This window comes from Pseudonocardia sp. NPDC049154 (genome assembly GCF_040648315.1).
GTDB lineage: Bacteria > Actinomycetota > Actinomycetes > Mycobacteriales > Pseudonocardiaceae > Pseudonocardia.
The window spans coordinates 23,238-42,347 of the sequence record NZ_JBEZDN010000069.1 but is presented as its reverse complement, the minus strand read 5'-3'; the positions used below and the strand labels follow the sequence as shown (position 1 = coordinate 42,347).

Sequence of the window (19,110 nt, the reverse complement as noted above, 5' to 3'; positions counted from 1 at the left end):
GAGCCCGAAGATCCCGAAGCCGGCCTCCTTGAGCTGGGCGAGCCCCTCCTCGGCGGTCGCCGAGCGGAGCACCGGCGCGGAGAACGCCACCCCCGCCGAGGCCTTGATCACCAGCGGGTCGATGGCGGGCACGCCCCGCCGGGGGAGGAGAACGCCGTCGAGACCCGCGCCCGTGGCCGTCCGGAGGATCATCCCGACGTTCGACGGGTTGGTGACCCGGTCGAGCACGAGCACCGACGCCGGGCGCCGGGAGCCGAGGTCGCGCAGGAACACCGGCACCGGCGCCATCCGCGGGGCGACGACGTCCGCCAGCACACCCTGGTCGTGCCGCCCGTTTCCCGCCAGCACCTTCACCCGGTGCGCACTCGCCCGCTGCACCGGCACGCCGCGGCGGCGGGCGGCGTCGGTGATGGCGCGCACCGAGTCGCCCCGCGTGCCTTCCGCGATGATCACCTTGTCGACGGCCAGCGAGTCGTCGTCGAGCGCCTCGAGGACGGGCTTGCGGCCGTAGACCGTGATGAAGGAGTCCTTCGGCGAGACCGGCGTTGCCACCCGTGCAGGGTCGCACGCGCACGTAGGATCACGACCATGCCGCCCCGGCTCTCCGCGCTCGACGCGTCGTTCCTGTACCTGGAGCAGGCGACCACGCCGATGCACGTGGGCGGCGTCGCCATCTTCAAGCGCGCCGGCAAGGGCGGGCTCGACTACGAGAAGCTGGTCGGGCTGGTCGAGCAGCGCATCGCGCTCGTGCCGCGCTACCGGCAGAAGGTCAAGCACGTGCCAGGCAACCTCGCCCGGCCGGTGTGGGTCGACGACACCGAGTTCGACGTCGCGTACCACGTCCGGCGCTCCGCCCTGCCCCGTCCGGGCACGGACGAGCAGCTCAGCGAGCTCGTCGCCCGGCTGATGTCCCGGCCGCTGGACCACACCCGGCCGCTGTGGGAGATGTACCTGGTCGAGGGCCTGGAGAAGAACCGGGTCGCCGTCGTCACCAAGACCCACCAGGCCATGGTCGACGGCATCTCGGCGATCGACCTGTCCCAGGTGATCCTGGACGTCTCGCCCGACGCGCGGCCCGGCGTCGAGGAGGTGTGGATGCCGCGGCCGGAGCCGAGCGACCTGCGGCTGATCGCCGAGGCCGTGGGCGACGCCGTCGCCCGCCCCGGCGAGATCGTGGACAACGTCCGCGCGGCCACCGGCGACGCCGTCGCGACCGCCACCAAGCTCGCGGGCATGGCCGGCAAGCTGCTCACCATGGCCCGGACGGCGTCGCGCCCGGCGCCCGGCACCCCGCTCAACGTGCACATCTCCACGCAGCGCCGGTTCGCGATCGCCCGCACGGACCTCGAGGCGTACCGGCGGATCCGCGCCGCCCACGGCTGCACGGTCAACGACGCGGTGCTCAGCGTGGTGTCCGGCGCCCTGCGGAACTGGCTGCTCTCCCGGGGCGAGCCGGTGACGTCCGGGGCGTCGGTGCGCGCGATGGTGCCGATGTCCGTGCGCGGCGAGGCGGACGTGCCCAGCTCGGCGACCTCGGGCTCGCTCGGCAACCGCGTGTCGTCGTTCCTGGTCGACCTGCCGGTGGGCGAGCCCAGCCCGGTCGTGCGGCTGCACCACGTCACGCACGCGATGCGCGAGCACACCTCGACCGGGCAGAACGTCGGCGCCGACACGCTGGTCCGCATCGGCGGCTTCGCCCCGCCGACCCTGCACGCGCTGGGCGCCCGCGCCGCGAGCGGGATCTCCAGGCGGATCTTCAACCTGGTCGTGACGAACGTCCCCGGCCCGCAGTTCCCCCTCTACGCCGCCGGAGCGCGCATGCTGGAGATGTTCCCGGTCGTGCCGCTCGCCAAGGGGCAGGCGCTCGCGATCGGGCTGACCAGTTACGACGGTGGCGTGTACTACGGGTTCAACGGCGACCGGGACGGTATGCCGGACGTCGACGTCCTCGCCGGGCTGGTCGACGAGGCGTTGGACGAGTTGCTGGCCGCGAGCCGCTGAGAGCAGGAGAGAGACCGTGCGGATCTACATCCCCGGGACCTGGCCGATGCTGCGGAAGCTGGTCAAGACCGGACGGTTCGACCCGATCGGGGGGACCGCGTTCGCGCTGACCCCCCGGTTGCGGGAGGCCTACGTGTCCGGCGACGACGAGGAGCTGGAGTACGCCGCGATGGGCGAGGCGGCGCGGGCGTCGCTGCGCCTGCTCGCCGTCGAGTTCGGGCTGGGCGAGGAGACCACCCCGGCCCGGAGGGTGGTGGTGGCCGCCGACCTCGACGACGTCACGCTGCGGCCGGACCTCGACGACGGCGCCGTCCGCATCTCCGGCGCCGTGCCGATGACCGCGATCGCCGCGGTGCACGTCGACGCCGAGGAGGCCGAGCACGCGGTGCGGGAGGCGGCGGCGGCCGTCGACAAGGCGGACCTGGGCGACCTCGACGCCGAGTTCCTCATCGGCGAGGCCGAGGACCACGAGCTCGCGTGGTACTCGCCGGAGGAGATCGCGTTCCTGGTGGACCTCGGCGACCTGTGAGCGGCAACTGCCCCTAGAGGGGCAGTTGCCACTCACGACCCCGGCTGAGCTGGGGAAATGCCGGCGGCGGTCCCGGGGTAGGCGTGAGTTCCAGCCTTTGCCCACGCAGGCGGAGGTTGGCGGCGCAACCGGCGGGGCGCTCTACATCCGGCGGTGCGGCCGGTCACACCCGAGAGCGCACTCGGCACCTCCGGTCGACGGTCTGTGAGGCGCTCGGGCGGGTGTGCCGGACCGTCGACCTCCCGACCGGCCGACGGGGCTCGGCGGCGGCCGGCACAGCCCGAGCTGTGCCGCACACCTCGTCGACGGCATGGACGAGAGTCGTCGAGAGTGTGCGAGGGCACCGCAACGGATGTGCGGCGCTCCGACGGATGTCCGAGCGGCCGGAGCGGGTGTGCCGGCCCCGCCCCCGACCGCTCTCGACCCCGGTCCACGACCCCGCCGACCCCGGCCCGCCGACCCTCGCCGACCCTCGCCGACCCTCGCCGACCTCGCCGACCTCGCCGACCTCGCCGACCTCGCCGACCTCGCCGACCCCGCCGACCCCGGCCCACGACCCCGCCGACCCCAGCCCGCCGACCCCAGCCCGCCGACCCCTGCCCGCGACCCCGGCCCGCGACCCCGCCGCCCCGCCGACCGCGAAGTCGTTGCACGACCCTGCCGACTGCACTCAGGCCCGAGCGCCCCACCCCAGCTCACCCGAGGTCGTGAGTGGCAACTGCCCCTCTAGGAGCAGTTGCCGCTCACGGGTCAGTCGGTGAACCTCGGGGCCCGCTTCTCGAAGGACGCGGTGACCGCCTCGACCTGGTTGGGGCTGCCGATGAGCGCGCCGATCTCGGTCTGCTCGGCGGCGAGCTGGGTGGCGGTGTCGACCCGGCCGGAGCTCTCCAGCAGCCGCTTGGCCGCGCGGACCGCGTGCGGGTTGCGCCCGGCGATCTCGCGGGCCAGCTCCAGGGCCGCCTTGCGCGGGTCGGGGTCGACCCGCGTGGCGAGGCCGAGCGCGACCGCCTCCTCGCCCCGCACCTTCCGGCCCGTGAACGTCAGCTCCTTGGCGACGTCGCGGCCCACCAGCTCGGGCAGCACGTGCGTGCCGGTCATGTCCGGGATCAGGCCCCACTTGACCTCGAGCACCGAGAGCGACGCGTCGGGCGCGACGATCCGGATGTCGGCGCCGAGCGCGACCTGCAGCCCGCCGCCCAGCGCGTTGCCGGTGATCGCGGCGATGACCGGGACCGGCACCTGTGCCCAGACGGCCGCCGCCCGCTGCCCGGTGGCCTTGGCCGGCCCGTCGCCGGGCGGGAGGTCGGCGGTGGCGGAGAGCCGCTGCCCGTCCCGCATCGCCTGGAAGGACCCGAAGTCGAGCCCGGCGCAGAAGTCCGGGCCCTCCCCGGACAGCACGACGGCCCGCAGCCCGGGCTCGGTCCGCAGCCGCTCGCCGGTGGTGACGAGGGCGGCGAACATCGCCGGGTCGAGGGCGTTGCGCTTCTCCGGCCGGGCCAGCCGGACGTCGGCCACCCCGTCCGTGATCTCGACGGTGACCCGCTGCGCGGACGTGTCGGACACCTCGGTCAACTCCTACCTCCCCGTGAACCGGGCCGGCCGCCGCTCGAGGAACGACGCGACCCCCTCGGCATGATCCTCCGACGCGAAGCACTCGGCGAGTGCCTCCCGCGTCGCGGCGACGTGGTCGGCCATCCCGATCCCGGCGCCGTCGAGCACGAGCTTCTTCGTCCGCGCGAGCGCGAACGGCGACGCCGTGGCGATCCGGACCGCCAGCGCCCGCGCCGCCTCCGGGAGCTCCTCGGGCGAGTGCGACGACACCGCGAAGCCCAGCGCGACGGCCTCGTCCGCGCCGAGGTCGTCCCCGGTGTAGAGCAGGCGCAGGGCGGCGGGCGTGCCGATCTGGCGCGGCAGCAGCCACGATCCCGCGCCCGTGTCCGAGACGAGCCCGCGGTGCACGAAGTTCCACCGGAACCGTGCCCGGGTGGAGACGAGCCGCAGGTCGGCCTGCGTGGCGAACTCCGCGCCCATCCCGACGGCCGTCCCGTCGACCGCACAGAGCACCGGTTTGGGGCACTCCATCAGGGCCGGAATCTCCCGGGAGCGGACGGCGCCGCGCTCGTCCGGCGAGCGACCTGCCAGATCGGCCAGGTCGATCCCCGCGCAGAAACTGCCCGGCACGCCCGTGACGAGCAGCACCGTGACCTCGGGATCGTGCCCGGCCTCGTCGATGCGGGCCGTGAACTCCTCCAGCATGGCGTAGGTCATCGCCCCGCGTTTCGCGGGCCGGTCGATCGTCAGCGTGGCGACCCGCTCCGCCACCTCGTACCGGATCTCCTGCATCCGACCCCTTCCCTCGGCGCCCCTGCCGATGCATCCTAGCTGAACGATCGTTAAGGAGGGCCCGTGGATTTCGCACTGCCGGTGGAGCTGACCCAGAAGCTCGACGAGCTCGACGCGTTCATCGAGCGGGAGATCGTCCCGCTGCAGGCGCAGGACGACAACGAGCGTTTCTTCGACCACCGCCGGGAGTGGGCGCGTACCGACTTCGAGGCCGGTGGCACCCCGCGACGGGAGTGGGAGGAGCTGCTGCGCGAGATGCGCCGCCGCGCCGACGCGGCGGGCTGGCTGCGCTACGCGCTGCCCAAGGAGGTGGGCGGGCAGGACGGCAGCAACTTCGACATGGCCGTGATCCGCGAGCATCTCGCGCGCAAGGGCCTCGGGTTGCACAACGACCTGCAGAACGAGTCGAGCGTGGTGGGGAACTTCCCGTTCGCGCACATGCTGCTGGGCTTCGCCACCCCCGAGCAGCTCGACGAGTACATGGAGCCGATGCTCACCGGGAAGGCCCGGATCGGGTTCGGGCTGACCGAGCCCGACCACGGCTCGGACGCGACCTGGATGGAGACCCGCGCGGTCCGCGACGGCGACGACTGGATCATCAACGGCGCCAAGCGGTGGAACTCCGGGATGCACTCGGCCACCCACGACGTCGTGTTCGCCCGCACCTCGGGCAAGGACGGCGACGCCCGCGGGATCACCGCGTTCTTCGTCCCCACGAACAGCCCGGGGTTCTCGGTGGACTTCCACTGGTGGACGCTGAACATGCCCACCGACCACGCCGAGGTGACCATCACCGACGTCCGGGTGCCGAACTCGGCGATCTTCGGCGAGGAGGGCATGGGGCTGGCGGTGGCGCAGACCTTCGTGCACGAGAACCGGATCCGCCAGGCCGCCTCCGGGGTCGGGGCGGGCCAGTTCTGCATCGACCGCGCCGTGGCCTACGCCCGCGAGCGGGTGACGTTCGGGGCGCCGCTGGCCACCCGCCAGGCCATCCAGTGGCCGCTGGTGGAGCTGCAGACCGAGGCCGAGATGCTGCGCGGGCTGGTCCGCAAAACCGCCTGGGAGCTCGACCGGGTGCCGCACATGGAGATCAGCGACAAGGTCTCGATGTGCAACTACCGGGCCAACCGGTTCGTCTGCGAGGCCGCCGACCGGGCCATGCAGGTGCACGGCGGGCTCGGCTACTCCCGGCACACCCCGTTCGAGCACATCTACCGCCACCACCGCCGCTACCGGATCACCGAGGGCGCCGAGGAGATCCAGATGCGCAAGGTCGCCGGCTACCTCTTCGGCTTCGCCGGACCCAACAAGGTGCGCTGATGACGAGGGACTTCAGGGAGCTGGGCAAGCGCCTGTCGAACTGGGGGAGATGGGACCGCGACGGCGTCCGCGACCAGCGCGGCACCACCAACCTCCTCACGCCCGAGCGGGTCGCCGCGGCGGCCGGGCTCGTGCGCGACGGGCGGATCTTCGACCTCGGCATCCCCTTCGGCCGCGGGGGCCCGCAGCCGGGGGGAGGCCGGATCAACCCGATGATCCTGGTGTCGGAGACGGGCGCGGACCAGAGCTACCCGGGCGCCTTCCACTACGCCGACGACTACGTGTTCATGCCGCTGCAGAGCGCCTCCCAGTGGGACGGGCTGGCCCACGTCTTCTACGACGACCAGCTCTACAACGGGTTCCCCGCCTCGTCGGTGAGCCCGCACGGCACCACCGCCAACTCGATCGAGCACCAGGCCAAGGGGATCGCGGGGCGCGGCGTGCTGGTCGACGTCGCCCGCCACCGCGGCGTCGAGTGGCTGGAGGCGGGCGAGGTGATCACCCCGGCCGAGCTCGACGCGGCGATGGCCGCCCAGGGTGTCGCGCTGCAGGGCGGGGACATCCTGCTGGTGCGCACGGGCTGGCGGCGGAAGTTCCTGGTGGAGTCCGACGCCGCCGCGTTCATGGCCGGCGAGCCCGGGCTCGGCCTGGACTGCTGCGAGTGGCTGCACGAGCACGAGGTCGCCGCGGTCTGCTCGGACAACTGGGCGATCGAGGTGCTCCCGGGCGAGCTGCCCGACGAGCAGCTGCCGGTGCACATGGTGCTGATCCGCGACATGGGCATGACGCTCGGCGAGATCCTGGACTTCGAGGAGCTCTCCGCGGACTGCGCCGAGGACGGCCGGTACGACTTCTTCCTCACCGCGCCGCCCATCAAGTTCCAGCGGGCCCTCGGCTCGCCCATCAACCCCCTGGCGATCAAGTGACGCGCGCGGACCTCCTGCGGCACAGCCCGGTAGCCTTCCCGGAACCGCCCGGGACCCCGGACGGACCGGTGAGCTGGGGAGAGATCGATGGCGCGAGCACACCAGCCCGCCACGCGGCCCCCGAACGCGCCGCCGGGCGACGCGGCGATCCTCGAGGCGTCGATCGCGACCATGGCCGAGCACGGCTACCACGGGACGTCGGTGCGGGACATCGCGCTGCGGGCCGGGCTGAGCCCCGCCGCGCTGTACCACCACTTCCCGTCGAAGCAGGCCGTCCTCGCAATGATCATGGAGCGCGGGATCGAGGCACTGCTGACCCGGACCCGCGAGGCGCTGGAACGTGCGGGGGACGAGCCGGTCGACCAGCTGAAGGCGCTGGTCGAGGTCCAGGTGCTCTTCCACCTCGAGGACCAGCGCGGCACCCTGCTGGGCACCAGCGAGCTGCGGGCCCTGGAGGAGCCGGTGCGCACCCCGCACCTGGCCAAGCGGCACGCGCAGCAGCGGATGTTCGACGAGGTGGTGGCCCGGGGCGTCGAGGTCGGGGCCTTCCGCACGCCGCTGCCCAACGAGGCGTCGCGGGCGATCGTCGTGATGTGCACGGGGGTCGCGAGCTGGTTCTCGCCGGAGGGTCCCGCCACGCGGGAGGAGATGGTGGGCCGCTACCAGCGCCTGTCGCTGGACATGGTCGACGCCGTGGACCCCGGTCCCTGGGACGGCCCGCCCGCCTGACGCGCGGGGGGGCGGGATGACCGCCGCGGCGGAGACGCGCCGGCCCACCGGCGACCCGGCCGACCCGGTCGTGCTCGCGGAGCTACTGGCGGCCCGCCTCACCACGGTGCTCGGCGAGCCGGTGGAGGTCGTCGGGCTGCACCGGCTGACCGGCGGGGCGAGCCGCGAGACCTGGTCCTTCACCGCCCGGACCGGCGACGGCGCGCACCGGCTGGTCCTGCGCCGCGACCCGCCCGGGCCGGGCCGGCCGGACGGCATGGCGATGGAGGCGCGCGCGATCGCGGCCGCCGAGCGGGCCGGGGTGCCGGTGCCGCCGCTGGTCGACCACGGCACGGACCCCGCCGTCGTGGGGGCGCCGTACCTGGTCACCCGGCACGTCGACGGGGAGACGCTCGCCCGCCGGCTGCTGCGCGACCCCGAGTACGCGCAGGTCCGCGGCAGCCTGGCGGCCGAGCTGGGCCGCGCGGTCGCCCGGGTGCACGCGATCCCGCCGGCCGACGTCCCGGGGCTGGAGCGCCGGGACCCGCTGGAGCACCTCCGGCAGACCTACGACGAGCTGGGCGAGCCGCTGCCGTCGATCGAGATCGCGCTGCACTGGCTGGAGAAGCACCGCCCGGTCGAGGTCCCCGAGTCGGTCGTGCACGGCGACTTCCGCAACGGGAACATGATCGTCGCGACGGACGGGCTCAAGGCCGTCCTGGACTGGGAGGTCGTGCACCTCGGCGACCCCCGCGAGGACCTCGGCTGGCTGTGCGTGAAGTGCTGGCGGTTCGGCGCCGCGCCCGCCGTGGGCGGGTTCGGCCCACTGGACCAGTTGCTCGACGGGTACGCCGAGGTCGCCGGGCACCGCCCGGATCCCGAGGCGGTGCGCTGGTGGCAGGTGTTCGGCACCGCGCGCTGGGCCGTCGGCTGCCGCGGCATGGCCGAGCGGCACCTCTCCGGTGACGTCCCGTCCGTGGAGCTGGCCGCGATCGGGCGGCGGGTGTGCGAGCAGGAGCACGACCTGTTCCTGGCGCTCGGCCTCCCGGCCGGGGACCTGCCGGGGACACCCGAGGCCCCGCCGTCGGACCTGCACGGCCGGCCCACGAGCCGCGAGCTGCTCGACGCCGTTGCGCTCTACCTGCGCGAGGACGTCATGCCCGGCACGCAGGGGCGGCTGAGCTTCAACGCCCGGGTCGCGGCCAACGTCGTCGACACCGTCGCGCGGGAGCTCGTCCTCGGGCCGGAGCAGGAGCGCCGGCATCGCGAGCGGCTCGCCCGCTTCGGCCGCGCCGACCAGGCCGACCTGGCCGCCGCGATCCGCGCCGGCGTCGTCGACCCGGAGGACCCGACGCTGCTCGCGGCGGTCCGGGCGGCGATCACGGACCGGCTCCTCGTGGCCAACCCGAAGTACCTGTCCCACCCGGGCGAGTGACCCGGCAGTTCCGGCCCGTGCAGTTCTGACCCGTGCAGTTCCCACCCCGTGCGAAGGAGCACGAATGCGGATCGGCGACATCCTGTCCTTCACGGCCGCGCGGCGCGCGGACGAACCGGCCCTGATCTTCGAGGACCGCACCTGGACGTTCGCGGAGCTGGACCGCGACGTCCGCAGGCTGGCGAACGGGCTCACCCGGTACGCCGTCCCCGGGGACCGCATCGCGATCCTCACCGAGAACAACCCGGAGTACATCCAGGCCTACTACGGCGTCCCGGCCGCGGGGATGGCGCTGGTGTTCCTCAACTACCGGCTCAGCCCGCGCGAGGTCGCCCTCAACCTGGACGACTCCACGCCCACGATGCTCATCACCGAGCAGAAGTACCTCGAGACGGCGCGGCAGGCGATGGCCGACGTGCCGTCGATCCGCACCCTGGTGTGCGTGGACGGACCTGCGGACGGGGCGCTGACCTGGGAGGACCTCCTCGGGGACCCGGAGGAACCCCCCGCGGTCGACGAGGACACCCCGGCCTGGTTGATCTACACCTCCGGCACCACCGGCCGGGCCAAGGGCGCGGTGCTGAGCCACCGCAACGTCGTCGCGGCAGTCATGAACTCGTTGATCAGCTGGGAGCACGACCACGACCCCGGGGTGTCGCTGATGCCGTGGCCGCTGTGCCACATCGCGGGCTACGGCGTGCCGATGGCCCACGTCAAGGGCGACTCGATGGTCCTGCTGCGCCGCTACGACGCCGTCGGGTTCCTGGAGGCCGTGCAGACCCACCGGGTCCGCCAGACGTCCGTGGCGCCGACGATGCTCGCGATGCTGCTGCGCCATCCCCGCTTCCGGGAGTTCGACGTCTCGTCCCTGCGGCGGATCAGCTACGGCTCGGCGCCGATGCCCGCCGCGGTGCTGCGCGAGGCGATGGCCGCGTTCCCGGACGTCAGGTGGCAGACCGGGTTCGGCATGACGGAGCTGGCGGGCAACGTCGTCGTGCACGGCTCCGCCGACCACGTGCGGGCGCTGGAGTCCGACGAGTCCCTGCTCACCAGCGTCGGGAAGCCGCAGTGGTTGTCGTCCGTGCGGATCGTCGACGCCGACGGCAACGACACGGCCGTCGACGAGGTCGGCGAGCTGCTCATCCGGGGAGACCAGGTCTGCACCGGGTACTGGAACCGGCCCGAGGCGACCGCGGAGGCCAACCGGGACGGCTGGTTCCACAGCGGCGACCTGGCCCGGCGGGACGCCCGCGGCTACTTCACCATCGTCGACCGCAAGAAGGACATGATCCTCACCGGTGGGGAGAACGTGTACTCCCGCGAGGTCGAGGAGGTCCTGTTCCAGCATCCCGACGTGGCCGCGGCGGCCGTCGTCGGGCAGCCGGACGAGGTGTGGGGCGAGATCGTCGTGGCCGTGCTGGAGGCGCGCGAGGGCCGCACCCCGACACAGGAGGACGTGCGCGAGTTCTGCCGCGGCCACCTGGCCGGGTACAAGATCCCGCGCCGGGTCCTGCTGGTCGACGAGCTGCCGCGGACGACCAGCGGGAAGGTGCGCAAGCCCGACCTGCGCACCCTGGTCCGCGAGTCCGTTGACACCGCGGCGAGCCCTTCCTAACGTGAGCTGAACGATCGTTCAGCGCGATCCGCTCCCGTCTTCCAGCGTCGGAAGGAGAACCGCATGGTCAGCGTCGACCCCACCGCCGACCCCGCTCCCGTGCTCCGCGAGGTGGCCTCCGGGCTGCGCTTCCCGGAGGGGCCGATCGCCCTCGCGGACGGCTCGGTGGTGCTCGTGGAGATCCGTCGGGGCACGCTCTCGCGGGTGTGGCCGGACGGGTCGGTCGACGTCGTCGCCGAGCTGGGCGGCGGCCCCAACGGCGCCGCCGTCGGTCCCGACGGGGCGATCTACGTGTGCAACAACGGCGGCTTCGAGTGGCACGACCGGCCGGAGGGCATCGTCGCGCCCGGGCACCAGCCGGCGGACTACAGCGGCGGCCGCATCCAGCGCGTCACGCTCGACGGCGAGGTGAAGGACCTCTACACCGAGGTCGACGGGCGGCCGCTGCGCGGGCCCAACGACATCGTCTTCGACTCCGCGGGCGGCTTCTGGTTCACCGACCTCGGCAAGAACCGCGGCCGGGAGATGGACGTCGGGCGGCTCTGCTACGCGCTGCCGGACGGGTCGTCGATCACCGAGGTCGTGCACCCGCTCATGACGCCGAACGGGGTCGGGCTGTCCCCGGACGGATCCCGGCTCTACGTCGCCGAGACCCAGACCGGGCGGGTCTGGGAGTGGGAGGTCCTCGGCCCGGCGCGCCTGGGCCCGGCCGGCGGCCCGCCGCGCGGACCGGGTGGGGCGCACCTGCTGCACGGCTTCCCCGGCTACCAGCTGCTCGACTCCCTGGCCGTCGACGGCGCCGGCAACGTCTGCGTCGCCACCCTGGTCACCGGCGCGGTGAGCGTCATCCGCCCGGACGGCACGCTCGAGCAGCAGGTGCCGGTGCCCGAGCCGGACCCGTTCGTCACGAACATCTGCTTCGCCGGCGCCGACTCCCGCACCGCCTACATCACCTCCTCCGGGCGCGGGAAGCTGTACGCGACGGACTGGCCCCACCCCGGCCTCGACCTGGCGTTCCGGGCATGACGATCACGTCGGGCGGGAGCGTGCGGGCCGAGCCCACCGCCGCCCTCACCGCGCCCGGGGCCGAGTTCGCGCTGGTCGACACCGAGGTCCGCGGGATCCCGTGGCGGGTCTACGAGCGCGGCCCCCACACCCTGCGGGAGCTGTTCGAGATCGGCCGGACCTGGGGCGACCGGGTGTTCACGGTGTACCGGGACGAGCACGTCACCTACGCCGAGCACGCCGGGACCGTCGCCGGGCTGGCCCGCCTGCTGCACGACGAGTACGGGCTGCGCCGGGGCGACCGGGTCGCCGTCACGATGCGGAACTACCCGGAGTGGGCGCCCTGGTTCTACGCCTGCGTGGTGTCCGGGCTGGTGTTCGTGCCGCTCAACGCCTGGTGGACCGGACCCGAGCTGCGCTACGCCCTCGGCAACTGCGAGGCCCGGCTCGTGGTCGCCGACGGCGAGCGGTCGGCGATCCTCGAGGGCATCGACCTCCCGATGATCGAGGTGCGGGGGGAGGGCAGGGGCCGGCCGTGGGCCGAGGTCCTGGCCGCCCTGGACCGGGACGCCGCGCTGCCGGACGTCACGATCTCCCCGGACGACGACGCCACGATCCTCTACACCTCCGGCACCACCGGGAAGCCGAAGGGCGCGGTCGGGACGCACCGCAACCACTGCACGAACATCCTCAACACGCTGCTCGGCGCCCGGGTCGCGGCGACGATCGCCAACGGCGGGACCCCGCCGGACCCGGATCCGGCGGCGCCGCAGCCGGGCGCGCTGTGCACGTTCCCGCTGTTCCACATCGCCGGGATCACCAGCCTGACCTACACCCCGCTGACCGGCGGGAAGCTCGTCACGCAGTACCGCTGGGACCCCGTCGAGGCGCTCGAGCTGGTCCGTCGCGAAGCGCTCACGGGCGTGTCGGGGGTGCCGACGGTCGGGCGGCAGCTGGTCGAGCAGGCCGCGCGCGAGGGCGGCGGGCTGCAGACGCTGGCCGCGCTCAGCATGGGCGGGGCGCCGATCCCGCCGGACCTCATCGGGCTGATCGACACCCAGTTCGCCTCGGTGGTGTCCCCGGCCAACGGCTACGGGCTCACCGAGACCACCAGCGCCGTCGTCTCCAACACCGGGCAGGACTACGTGACCCACCCGGACAGCGTCGGCCGGCTCGCGCCGGGCGCCGACATCCGCGTGGTCGACCCCGCGACCGGCGAGGACGCCGAGCCGGAGGGGGTGGGCGAGCTCTGGTTCCGCGGGCCGAACGTGGTGCGCGGGTACTGGAACAACCCGGAGGGCACGGCCGCCGCCTTCACCGACGGCTGGTTCCACACCGGTGACCTGGGGTTCTTCCGCGACGGCTGGGTGTACGTCGTGGACCGGATGAAGGACGTCGTCATCCGCGGCGGCGAGAACATCTACTGCGCGGAGGTCGAGGCCGCGCTGTTCGAGCACCCGGCGGTGGCCGACGTGGCGATCGTCGGCATCCCGCACGAGCGGCTCGGCGAGCAGGCCGTGGCCGTGGTGAACACCCGCACCGACGTCACCGCCGCGGAGCTGCAGCAGCACGTCCGCGAGCGGCTGGCCGAGTTCAAGGTGCCCGAGCACGTCGTGTTCCGCGCGGAGCCGCTGCCGCGCACACCCAGCGGCAAGGTCCTGAAGCGCGAGCTGCGCACGGAGGTGCAGGCATGACCGCGAGCCCGGGGACGGCGCTCACCGACATCCGGTACGAGGAGGACGGGCACGTCGGCGTGCTCACGATCGCCCGGCCGGAGGTGCACAACGCCCTGCGTCGCAGGACGTACGACGAGCTGGAGGACCTCGTCCGCACCACGACCGCCCGGGTCCTGGTGATCACCGGCGAGGGCCGGTCCTTCTGCTCGGGCGACGACGTCCGCGAGCTGATGGGCGGGGGCGACCCGGAGAAGCGTCCGCCCCGGCCCGCGCCGCGGCTCACCCCCGCGGCCGGAGCGCTGCTCACGTCGAACGTCCCGGTGATCGCCGCGGTCAACGGCGCCGCGGTCGGCTGGGGCATGGAGCTGGCGCTGATGGCGGACTTCCGGGTCGCGGCGCGGCGGGCGAAGTTCGGCGAGCTGTTCGTCAAGCGCGGGCTGTGCAGCGACGTCGCCGGCATCGCGCGGCTCGCCCAGCTCGTCGGCCGGGAGAAGGCGGCCGAGCTGCTGTTCACCGGCGAGATCATCGACGCCGAGGAGGCCGGCCGGATCGGGCTGGTCGGCCGCGTCGTCGACGACGAGCAGCTGCTGCCCACCGCCCTGGAGCTGGCCGGGCGGATCGCGGCGAACCCGCCGCTGGCCGTCGGCGCGCTCAAGGCCGGGTTGCGGGAGGCGCTCGACCCGGACTGGACCGATCTGGGCCGCTGGGTGAGCACGCGGCTCGGTGAGCTGTTCGCCACCGAGGACCACCGCGAGGGCGTGCGGTCCTTCCTGGAGAAGCGGGAGCCGAGGTACGTGGGGCGATGACGACGACGAGCACCCTGGCCGGCCTGGACGCGCCGGCCGTCGAGGCGTGGTTGGCCGGCCAGGTCGAGGGTTTCGCCTCGCCGGCGCGGTTCACCCTGGTCGCGGGCGGTCGGTCCAACCTCACCTACCGGATCGACGACGCCGCGGGGCACGCCTACGCGCTGCGCCGCCCACCCCTCGGGGGTGTGCTCAGCACCGCGCACGACATGAGCCGCGAGTGGCGGTTCGTCTCGGCGATGGCGCCGACCGCCGTCCCGGTGGCCCCGCCCCGCGCCTACTGCGCCGACCTGGCGGTCACCGGCGCGGAGTTCTACGTCATGGACTTCGTGGAGGGCACGGTCCTCGCCGACCCGGCCGCCGCGGAGTTCCTCGCACCCGCCGCCCGCGCCCGCGCGGGGGAGCACGTCGTCGAGGTGCTGGCGGCGCTGCACGCGCTCGACCCGGCCGAGGTGGGCCTGGAGGGCTCGCGCAAGGGGTACGCCGAACGGCAGCTCGCGCGGTGGCACCAGCAGATCCGCAACTCCGGGGTCGAGGGCGCCGAGCTGGCGCTGCTCGACGAGATCCACGCCGCCCTCGCCGCGCACGTGCCGCCGCAGTCCCGCGGCATCGTGCACGGCGACTTCCGGCCCGGGAACATGACCTTCGGCCCCGACGGGACGGTCCGGGCGGTCTTCGACTGGGAGCTGTCCACCCTCGGCGACCCGATGGCCGACCTCGGTTACCTGGTCTCGCTGTGGCAGGAACCCGGCGACGAGCTGCCCGAGGGCGCCGATCCCGGGCCCACCACGGTCCCCGGCTTCCCGACCCGGGACGAGCTGGTCGACCGCTACGCCCGGACCACCGGCCGGGACGTGTCGAACCTGCCGTACTGGATCGCCTTCAACCGCTGGCGCTCGGCATGCATCCTCGCTGGCGTGCAGGCCCGTTATCTCGCGGGCGTGATGGCCGACGACGGCTACGCGGACCAGGTCCGGGCCCGCGTCGCCACCGGCCGGCTGCTCGGCGAGTCCGCCAAGGAGGCACTGGTGGCGGCCGGGCTGGGCTGACGGGCCGCGGTCCCGGAAGGCGCTGGGCGGTGCGCCGAGGAGCTGCGTGAACATCGTGGTGAAGGCGCCCGGCCCGGCGTAGCCGAGGTCGGCGGCGATCTCGGCGACGCGGCGGCCCGACTCGCTGCCGACCATCGCGGTCGCCCGCCGGCTGCTGCCGCACGTGCCCCACCGCGTCCACGCCGTCGCCTACGTCGGGCTGCTGATGGTCGCGCTCGTCGCGGTCCCGGTCCGAGACTGGGCGCATGGGCATCGCCGAGGACGGGCAGCGGCTGCGCTTCGACATGTACGGCCGCGCCGTGATCGAGGTCGAGCGGCGGGACGGGCGCTGGGTCGCCACCTACGTGGGCGAGGGCCGCCGGCGCCCCGCCGAGGACGTGCGGATCCCGCCGGAGGCGCTCGCGGAGTCCCTCGCCGACCACCTCGACGTGCTCTTCCACGAGTACGCCCGCCCCGGGACGAGCGTGCGCCGCGTCGGCTGACACCCAGACCGACAGCGGGCCGACAGGAGCCTGACACCGCCCGCATGGACCCTCGTCGCGACCCAGTCACCGAGCCCGGGGAGACCCGATGACGACCGTCCAGCCCGACACCGTCCACGTCCGCAGGACCGCCGAGGGTGAGCACGTGGCCGTGGCCGCGACCCTCGCCGCGGCCTTCCGGGACGATCCGCTCTTCGCCTGGATCCACCCGGACCCGGCGGAGCGGGTGGACCGGACGCAGTTCTTCTTCGACCGCATCGTCGAGGTGCTCGCGCGGCACGACGACACCTGGGCGGCGGAGTCCTCCGGCGAGATCGAGGGGGCCGCCCTCTGGGTGCCGCACGGCAGCCCCCCGATGTCCGAGGCGGAGGGCGAGGCCCTGGGCGCGGCGCTGGCCGAGCGGGCCGGCGACGACGTAGAGCGGCTGTTCGCGCTGATGGCGCTCTCCGAGCAGCACCACCCGCACGAGCCGCACGAGTACCTGTGGTTCCTCGGCGTGCAGCCGGAGCGGCAGGGCCGCGGCGTCGGCGGCGCGACGATGGCGCCCGTCCTCGCCCGCGCCGACCGCGCCGGGCACCGGGTCTACCTGGAGGCCACCAGCACCCGCAGCAAGGCCCTCTACGAGCGGCACGGCTTCGTCGCCGGCACCCCGATCTCCGTCGACGACAGCCCCCCGCTCTGGCCGATGTGGCGCGACCCCCGCTGACCCGGACGAACGGCGCTCTCGTTCACACCGCTGAACGAGCGCGCCGCTCACCGCCTCAGGCCCGCCGGACCAGGATCATCTCCGCGGCGCGCCGGGCGTGCTCCAGCGTGAGCAGGCGCGCCCGTTCGCCCGCGCCCTCGCCGATCGCGGCGGCGATCGCGGCGTGGTCGTCGGCGTTGCGGCTGAGCAGGCGCGGGTCGCCGGAGAGGCCGGTCCACGTGAGGTTGCGCGGCAGCCGGTGGTGCAGGGCGTCGAGGCTGGCGGTGAGCTGCCGGTTGCCCGCCGCCTCGACGACCGTCGCGTGGAACAGCGTGTTCGTCCGGTACCAGAGCTCGCGGGCCTCGTCCTGCGCGCCGGGGTCGCGGGCCAGCGCGACGACCCGGCGGAAGGTCCCGTCCGTCCCGGTCAGGACGTCGAGCTGGGCCTGCGTGATCCGGTCCGCGGCGAGCTGGGCGGCGTGCCCCTCCAGCACCCCGCGGATCTCGAGGGCCTCCGCGATGTCCCGGGTGGACGGCAACGTCACGCGCGCGCCCCGGTGCGCCACCATCTCGACGACGCCGAGGGCCTCGAGCTGGCGCAGGGCCTCGCGGACCGGGGTCCGGCTGACCCCGTACTCCCGGGCCACCTGCTCCTGCCGGATCCAGTCCCCGATCGGGATCTCGCCGCTGCCGATCCGCTCCCGGAGGCGGTCGACGATGTCCCGCACGGAGGCGACGTCGGCGGAACCCCGGGCGGCCACGGCGCGATCGTAACCGCCGGCCGTTCACCGCCCGGCCGCGTAGCCCTGCGCCCCGCGCGGGTTCGCCGCCGCCCCGAGCTCGCCGGTCGCCGGGTCGCGCGTGACGACCGAGAGCCGCCCGAGGGTCCACGGCCCGGACACGGTGACCGCGTGCTCGCGCCTGCGCAGGTCCGCGAGCACCTCCGGTCCGAGCCGCTCCTCGGCGACCAGCCCGGCCGGCGTCCAGGTCCGCGGCCAGAACGATCCGGGGACGGCGGTGGTGTGGAAGGCGGGCGCGTCGATGGCCTCCTGCGGCGGGCGTCCGCCGACGAGCGTGTGCACCAGGTACAGCAGCTGCCACTGGTCCTGCTGGTCCCCGCCGGGCGTGCCCAGCGCGGCGACCGGCGCGCCGTCGCGCAGCAGGAGGGTCGGGCTGAGCGTGGTGCGCGGACGCCGGCCCGGCTCCAGCCGCGACGGCGAGCGCGGGTCCAGCCAGGACATCTGCAGCCGGGTGCCGAGGCAGAAGCCCAGCTCGGGGACGGTGGGGGAGGACTGCAGCCAGCCACCCGAGGGGGTCGCGGACACCATCGTCCCCCACCGGTCGACGACGTCGACGTGGCACGTGTCGCCCCGCGTCTCCCCGTCGCGGGCGACGGTCGGCTCGCCCGTGCCCGCCGCCGCGGCGCCGTCGGCGCGCAGCGGCGGGAGGAACGGCTCCCCGTCGAGCCGGCTCGGCCGGAGCTCGCGCGCGGCGGTCGTGCCGATCAGCGCCGCGCGGGTCCGGGCGTGGCCGGGGTCGAGCAGCCGGTCGAGGAGAGCCGGGTCGGCGGCGGCGCCGTAGTGCGCCTCGCGGTCGGCCAGCGCGAGCTTGAGCGTCTCGACGATCGTGTGCGCGCCCTCGGCCGTCGCCGGGTCCAGCCGGTCGTCGCCGACGTGGTCGAGGATCCCCAGCGCCTGCAGCAGCACCGGTCCCTGGCTCCACGGCCCCGCCTTCGCCACCGTGGTGCCGCGGAAGTCCCGGCACACGGGCTCCTCGGTCGTCGCCCGGAACGCGGCCAGGTCGGCGGCGCGCAGGACGCCGGCGTGGTCGCGGCCGTCGGAGTGCCGGTGCGGCTTCGCCGCGAACTCCTCGAGGGCCTGCGCCACCGTGCCCTCCTGCCAGGCGCGGCGGGCGAGGTCGATGCGACCGCGCCGATCCGGGGCCGTCCGGCCCGCGGCCAGCAGCCCGCGCAAGGTGGCGGCGTACGCCGGGTTGGTGTGCGTCGAGCCGGCCTCCGGTACCCGGCCCTCCGGGAACCAGAGCTCGGCGGACGTGGGCCAGTGCTCCCGGAACAGGTCCTCGACGGCCCCGATCGTCGTGGCCAGCCGCGGCACCACCGGGTAGCCGTGCTCGGCCAGGTCGAGGGCGTACTGCAGCACGTCGGCGAGCTCCCAGGTGCCGTGCTCGGCCAGCAGCCGGAGCCAGGCCACGACGGCGCCCGGCACTGCCGCGGCGAGCGCCCCGGCCCCGGGGACGTGGTCGAGGCCCTCCGCGGCGAAGTGCTCGCGGGTCGCGCCGGCGGGTGCCGGGCCCTGCCCGCACAGGACGAACGGGGCGCCGCCGGCGGGCGCGACGAGCGCGACGAGATCTCCGCCCGGGCCGTTGAGATGCGGCTCGACGACGTGGAGGACGAACGCCGCGGCCGTCGCCGCGTCGACGGCCGTGCCACCCCGTTCGAGGACGGACTGGGCGGCGCCGGTCGCGAGCCAGTGCGTGGAGGCCGACATCCCGAACCGGCCGCGCAGGGTCGGACG

General features: G+C 74.3%; 18 protein-coding genes. 13 read left to right on the top strand and 5 right to left on the bottom strand.

Translation table 11 applies throughout. The features are described from left to right. Positions 1-552 (bottom strand): TrmH family RNA methyltransferase (locus AB0B41_RS27245; RefSeq protein WP_358208208.1); only part of this gene is annotated, 552 nt, incomplete at its 3' end. Between the two features lie 36 nt (positions 553-588). Between AB0B41_RS27245 and AB0B41_RS27240 the strand changes: the two genes are divergently transcribed. Together AB0B41_RS27240 and AB0B41_RS27235 are read left to right on the top strand one after the other, a co-directional pair. Then, complete coding sequence (locus AB0B41_RS27240; RefSeq protein WP_358208206.1) at positions 589-2,001, top strand: wax ester/triacylglycerol synthase family O-acyltransferase; 1,413 nt, start codon at positions 589-591, stop codon at positions 1,999-2,001. 16 nt (positions 2,002-2,017) lie between these two features. Further along, positions 2,018-2,530 carry a hypothetical protein gene (locus AB0B41_RS27235; protein WP_358208204.1) on the top strand — a complete coding sequence of 171 codons (513 nt, stop codon included), beginning with the start codon at positions 2,018-2,020 and terminating at the stop codon, positions 2,528-2,530. 750 nt (positions 2,531-3,280) lie between these two features. Here AB0B41_RS27235 and AB0B41_RS27230 read toward each other — a convergent pair. Beyond that, complete coding sequence (locus tag AB0B41_RS27230) at positions 3,281-4,093, bottom strand: crotonase/enoyl-CoA hydratase family protein (RefSeq protein WP_358208202.1); 813 nt, start codon at positions 4,091-4,093, stop codon at positions 3,281-3,283. Positions 4,094-4,105: 12 nt separating this feature from the next. Further along, positions 4,106-4,873 (bottom strand): enoyl-CoA hydratase/isomerase family protein, encoded by a 768-nt coding sequence (locus AB0B41_RS27225; protein ID WP_358208200.1) that lies wholly within the window; start codon positions 4,871-4,873, stop codon positions 4,106-4,108. Positions 4,874-4,936: 63 nt separating this feature from the next. Here AB0B41_RS27225 and AB0B41_RS27220 point away from each other — a divergent pair, with 63 nt between their 5' ends. The 11 genes from AB0B41_RS27220 (at position 4,937) to AB0B41_RS27170 (ending at position 16,598) form a co-directional block, all read left to right on the top strand. Continuing rightward, positions 4,937-6,193 (top strand): acyl-CoA dehydrogenase family protein, encoded by a 1,257-nt coding sequence (locus AB0B41_RS27220; protein ID WP_358208198.1) that lies wholly within the window; start codon positions 4,937-4,939, stop codon positions 6,191-6,193. Further along, positions 6,193-7,119 (top strand): cyclase family protein, encoded by a 927-nt coding sequence (locus AB0B41_RS27215; RefSeq protein ID WP_358208196.1) that lies wholly within the window; start codon positions 6,193-6,195, stop codon positions 7,117-7,119. The genes AB0B41_RS27220 and AB0B41_RS27215 overlap by 1 nt, the downstream gene beginning before the upstream one ends. A gap of 87 nt (positions 7,120-7,206) precedes the next feature. Beyond that, positions 7,207-7,848 carry a TetR/AcrR family transcriptional regulator gene (locus AB0B41_RS27210; RefSeq protein WP_358208194.1) on the top strand — a complete coding sequence of 214 codons (642 nt, stop codon included), beginning with the start codon at positions 7,207-7,209 and terminating at the stop codon, positions 7,846-7,848. Positions 7,849-7,864: 16 nt separating this feature from the next. Then, positions 7,865-9,262, top strand: coding sequence for a phosphotransferase family protein (locus tag AB0B41_RS27205; RefSeq protein ID WP_358208192.1), 1,398 nt, complete (start codon positions 7,865-7,867; stop codon positions 9,260-9,262). Between the two features lie 64 nt (positions 9,263-9,326). After that, positions 9,327-10,877 (top strand): AMP-binding protein, encoded by a 1,551-nt coding sequence (locus tag AB0B41_RS27200; protein ID WP_358208190.1) that lies wholly within the window; start codon positions 9,327-9,329, stop codon positions 10,875-10,877. 63 nt (positions 10,878-10,940) lie between these two features. Beyond that, entirely contained in the window at positions 10,941-11,903 is a 963-nt protein-coding gene (locus AB0B41_RS27195; RefSeq protein WP_358208188.1) for an SMP-30/gluconolactonase/LRE family protein, read from the top strand. After that, entirely contained in the window at positions 11,900-13,576 is a 1,677-nt protein-coding gene (locus tag AB0B41_RS27190) for a class I adenylate-forming enzyme family protein (RefSeq protein ID WP_358208186.1), read from the top strand. Before AB0B41_RS27195 ends, AB0B41_RS27190 begins: the two co-directional genes overlap by 4 nt. Continuing rightward, positions 13,573-14,364, top strand: a complete 792-nt coding sequence (locus AB0B41_RS27185; RefSeq protein WP_358208184.1) for an enoyl-CoA hydratase/isomerase family protein — start codon at positions 13,573-13,575, stop codon at positions 14,362-14,364. Before AB0B41_RS27190 ends, AB0B41_RS27185 begins: the two co-directional genes overlap by 4 nt. Next, on the top strand, positions 14,361-15,410 hold the full coding sequence (locus tag AB0B41_RS27180; RefSeq protein WP_358208182.1) for a phosphotransferase family protein: 1,050 nt from the start codon (positions 14,361-14,363) through the stop codon (positions 15,408-15,410). Before AB0B41_RS27185 ends, AB0B41_RS27180 begins: the two co-directional genes overlap by 4 nt. Before the next feature lie 245 nt (positions 15,411-15,655). Continuing rightward, positions 15,656-15,892, top strand: coding sequence for a hypothetical protein (locus tag AB0B41_RS27175; RefSeq protein ID WP_358208180.1), 237 nt, complete (start codon positions 15,656-15,658; stop codon positions 15,890-15,892). A gap of 88 nt (positions 15,893-15,980) precedes the next feature. After that, positions 15,981-16,598, top strand: coding sequence for a GNAT family N-acetyltransferase (locus AB0B41_RS27170; protein ID WP_358208178.1), 618 nt, complete (start codon positions 15,981-15,983; stop codon positions 16,596-16,598). A 55-nt stretch (positions 16,599-16,653) separates the two neighbouring features. Here the strand turns inward: AB0B41_RS27170 and AB0B41_RS27165 are convergent, their stop codons facing one another. Further along, positions 16,654-17,337 (bottom strand): GntR family transcriptional regulator, encoded by a 684-nt coding sequence (locus tag AB0B41_RS27165; protein ID WP_358208176.1) that lies wholly within the window; start codon positions 17,335-17,337, stop codon positions 16,654-16,656. Positions 17,338-17,361: 24 nt separating this feature from the next. Then, the gene (locus AB0B41_RS27160; protein ID WP_358208210.1) at positions 17,362-19,083 is read right to left on the bottom strand and encodes a gamma-glutamyltransferase; all 1,722 of its coding nucleotides are present in this window, start codon (positions 19,081-19,083) and stop codon (positions 17,362-17,364) included. Positions 19,084-19,110: the final 27 nt, after the last annotated feature.

Bases quoted from the DNA above. Each gene is read 5' to 3' on its own strand.
- AB0B41_RS27225 (WP_358208200.1), bottom strand. From the start codon at position 4,873: ATGCAGGAGATCCGGTACGAGGTGGCGGAGCGGGTCGCCACGCTGACG.
- AB0B41_RS27180 (WP_358208182.1), top strand. From the start codon at position 14,361: ATGACGACGACGAGCACCCTGGCCGGCCTGGACGCGCCGGCCGTCGAG.
- AB0B41_RS27170 (WP_358208178.1), top strand. From the start codon at position 15,981: ATGACGACCGTCCAGCCCGACACCGTCCACGTCCGCAGGACCGCCGAG.
- AB0B41_RS27175 (WP_358208180.1), top strand. From the start codon at position 15,656: ATGGGCATCGCCGAGGACGGGCAGCGGCTGCGCTTCGACATGTACGGC.
- AB0B41_RS27190 (WP_358208186.1), top strand. From the start codon at position 11,900: ATGACGATCACGTCGGGCGGGAGCGTGCGGGCCGAGCCCACCGCCGCC.
- AB0B41_RS27215 (WP_358208196.1), top strand. From the start codon at position 6,193: ATGACGAGGGACTTCAGGGAGCTGGGCAAGCGCCTGTCGAACTGGGGG.
- AB0B41_RS27205 (WP_358208192.1), top strand. From the start codon at position 7,865: ATGACCGCCGCGGCGGAGACGCGCCGGCCCACCGGCGACCCGGCCGAC.
- AB0B41_RS27240 (WP_358208206.1), top strand. From the start codon at position 589: ATGCCGCCCCGGCTCTCCGCGCTCGACGCGTCGTTCCTGTACCTGGAG.
- AB0B41_RS27160 (WP_358208210.1), bottom strand. From the start codon at position 19,083: ATGTCGGCCTCCACGCACTGGCTCGCGACCGGCGCCGCCCAGTCCGTC.
- AB0B41_RS27200 (WP_358208190.1), top strand. From the start codon at position 9,327: ATGCGGATCGGCGACATCCTGTCCTTCACGGCCGCGCGGCGCGCGGAC.
- AB0B41_RS27195 (WP_358208188.1), top strand. From the start codon at position 10,941: ATGGTCAGCGTCGACCCCACCGCCGACCCCGCTCCCGTGCTCCGCGAG.
- AB0B41_RS27210 (WP_358208194.1), top strand. From the start codon at position 7,207: ATGGCGCGAGCACACCAGCCCGCCACGCGGCCCCCGAACGCGCCGCCG.
- AB0B41_RS27185 (WP_358208184.1), top strand. From the start codon at position 13,573: ATGACCGCGAGCCCGGGGACGGCGCTCACCGACATCCGGTACGAGGAG.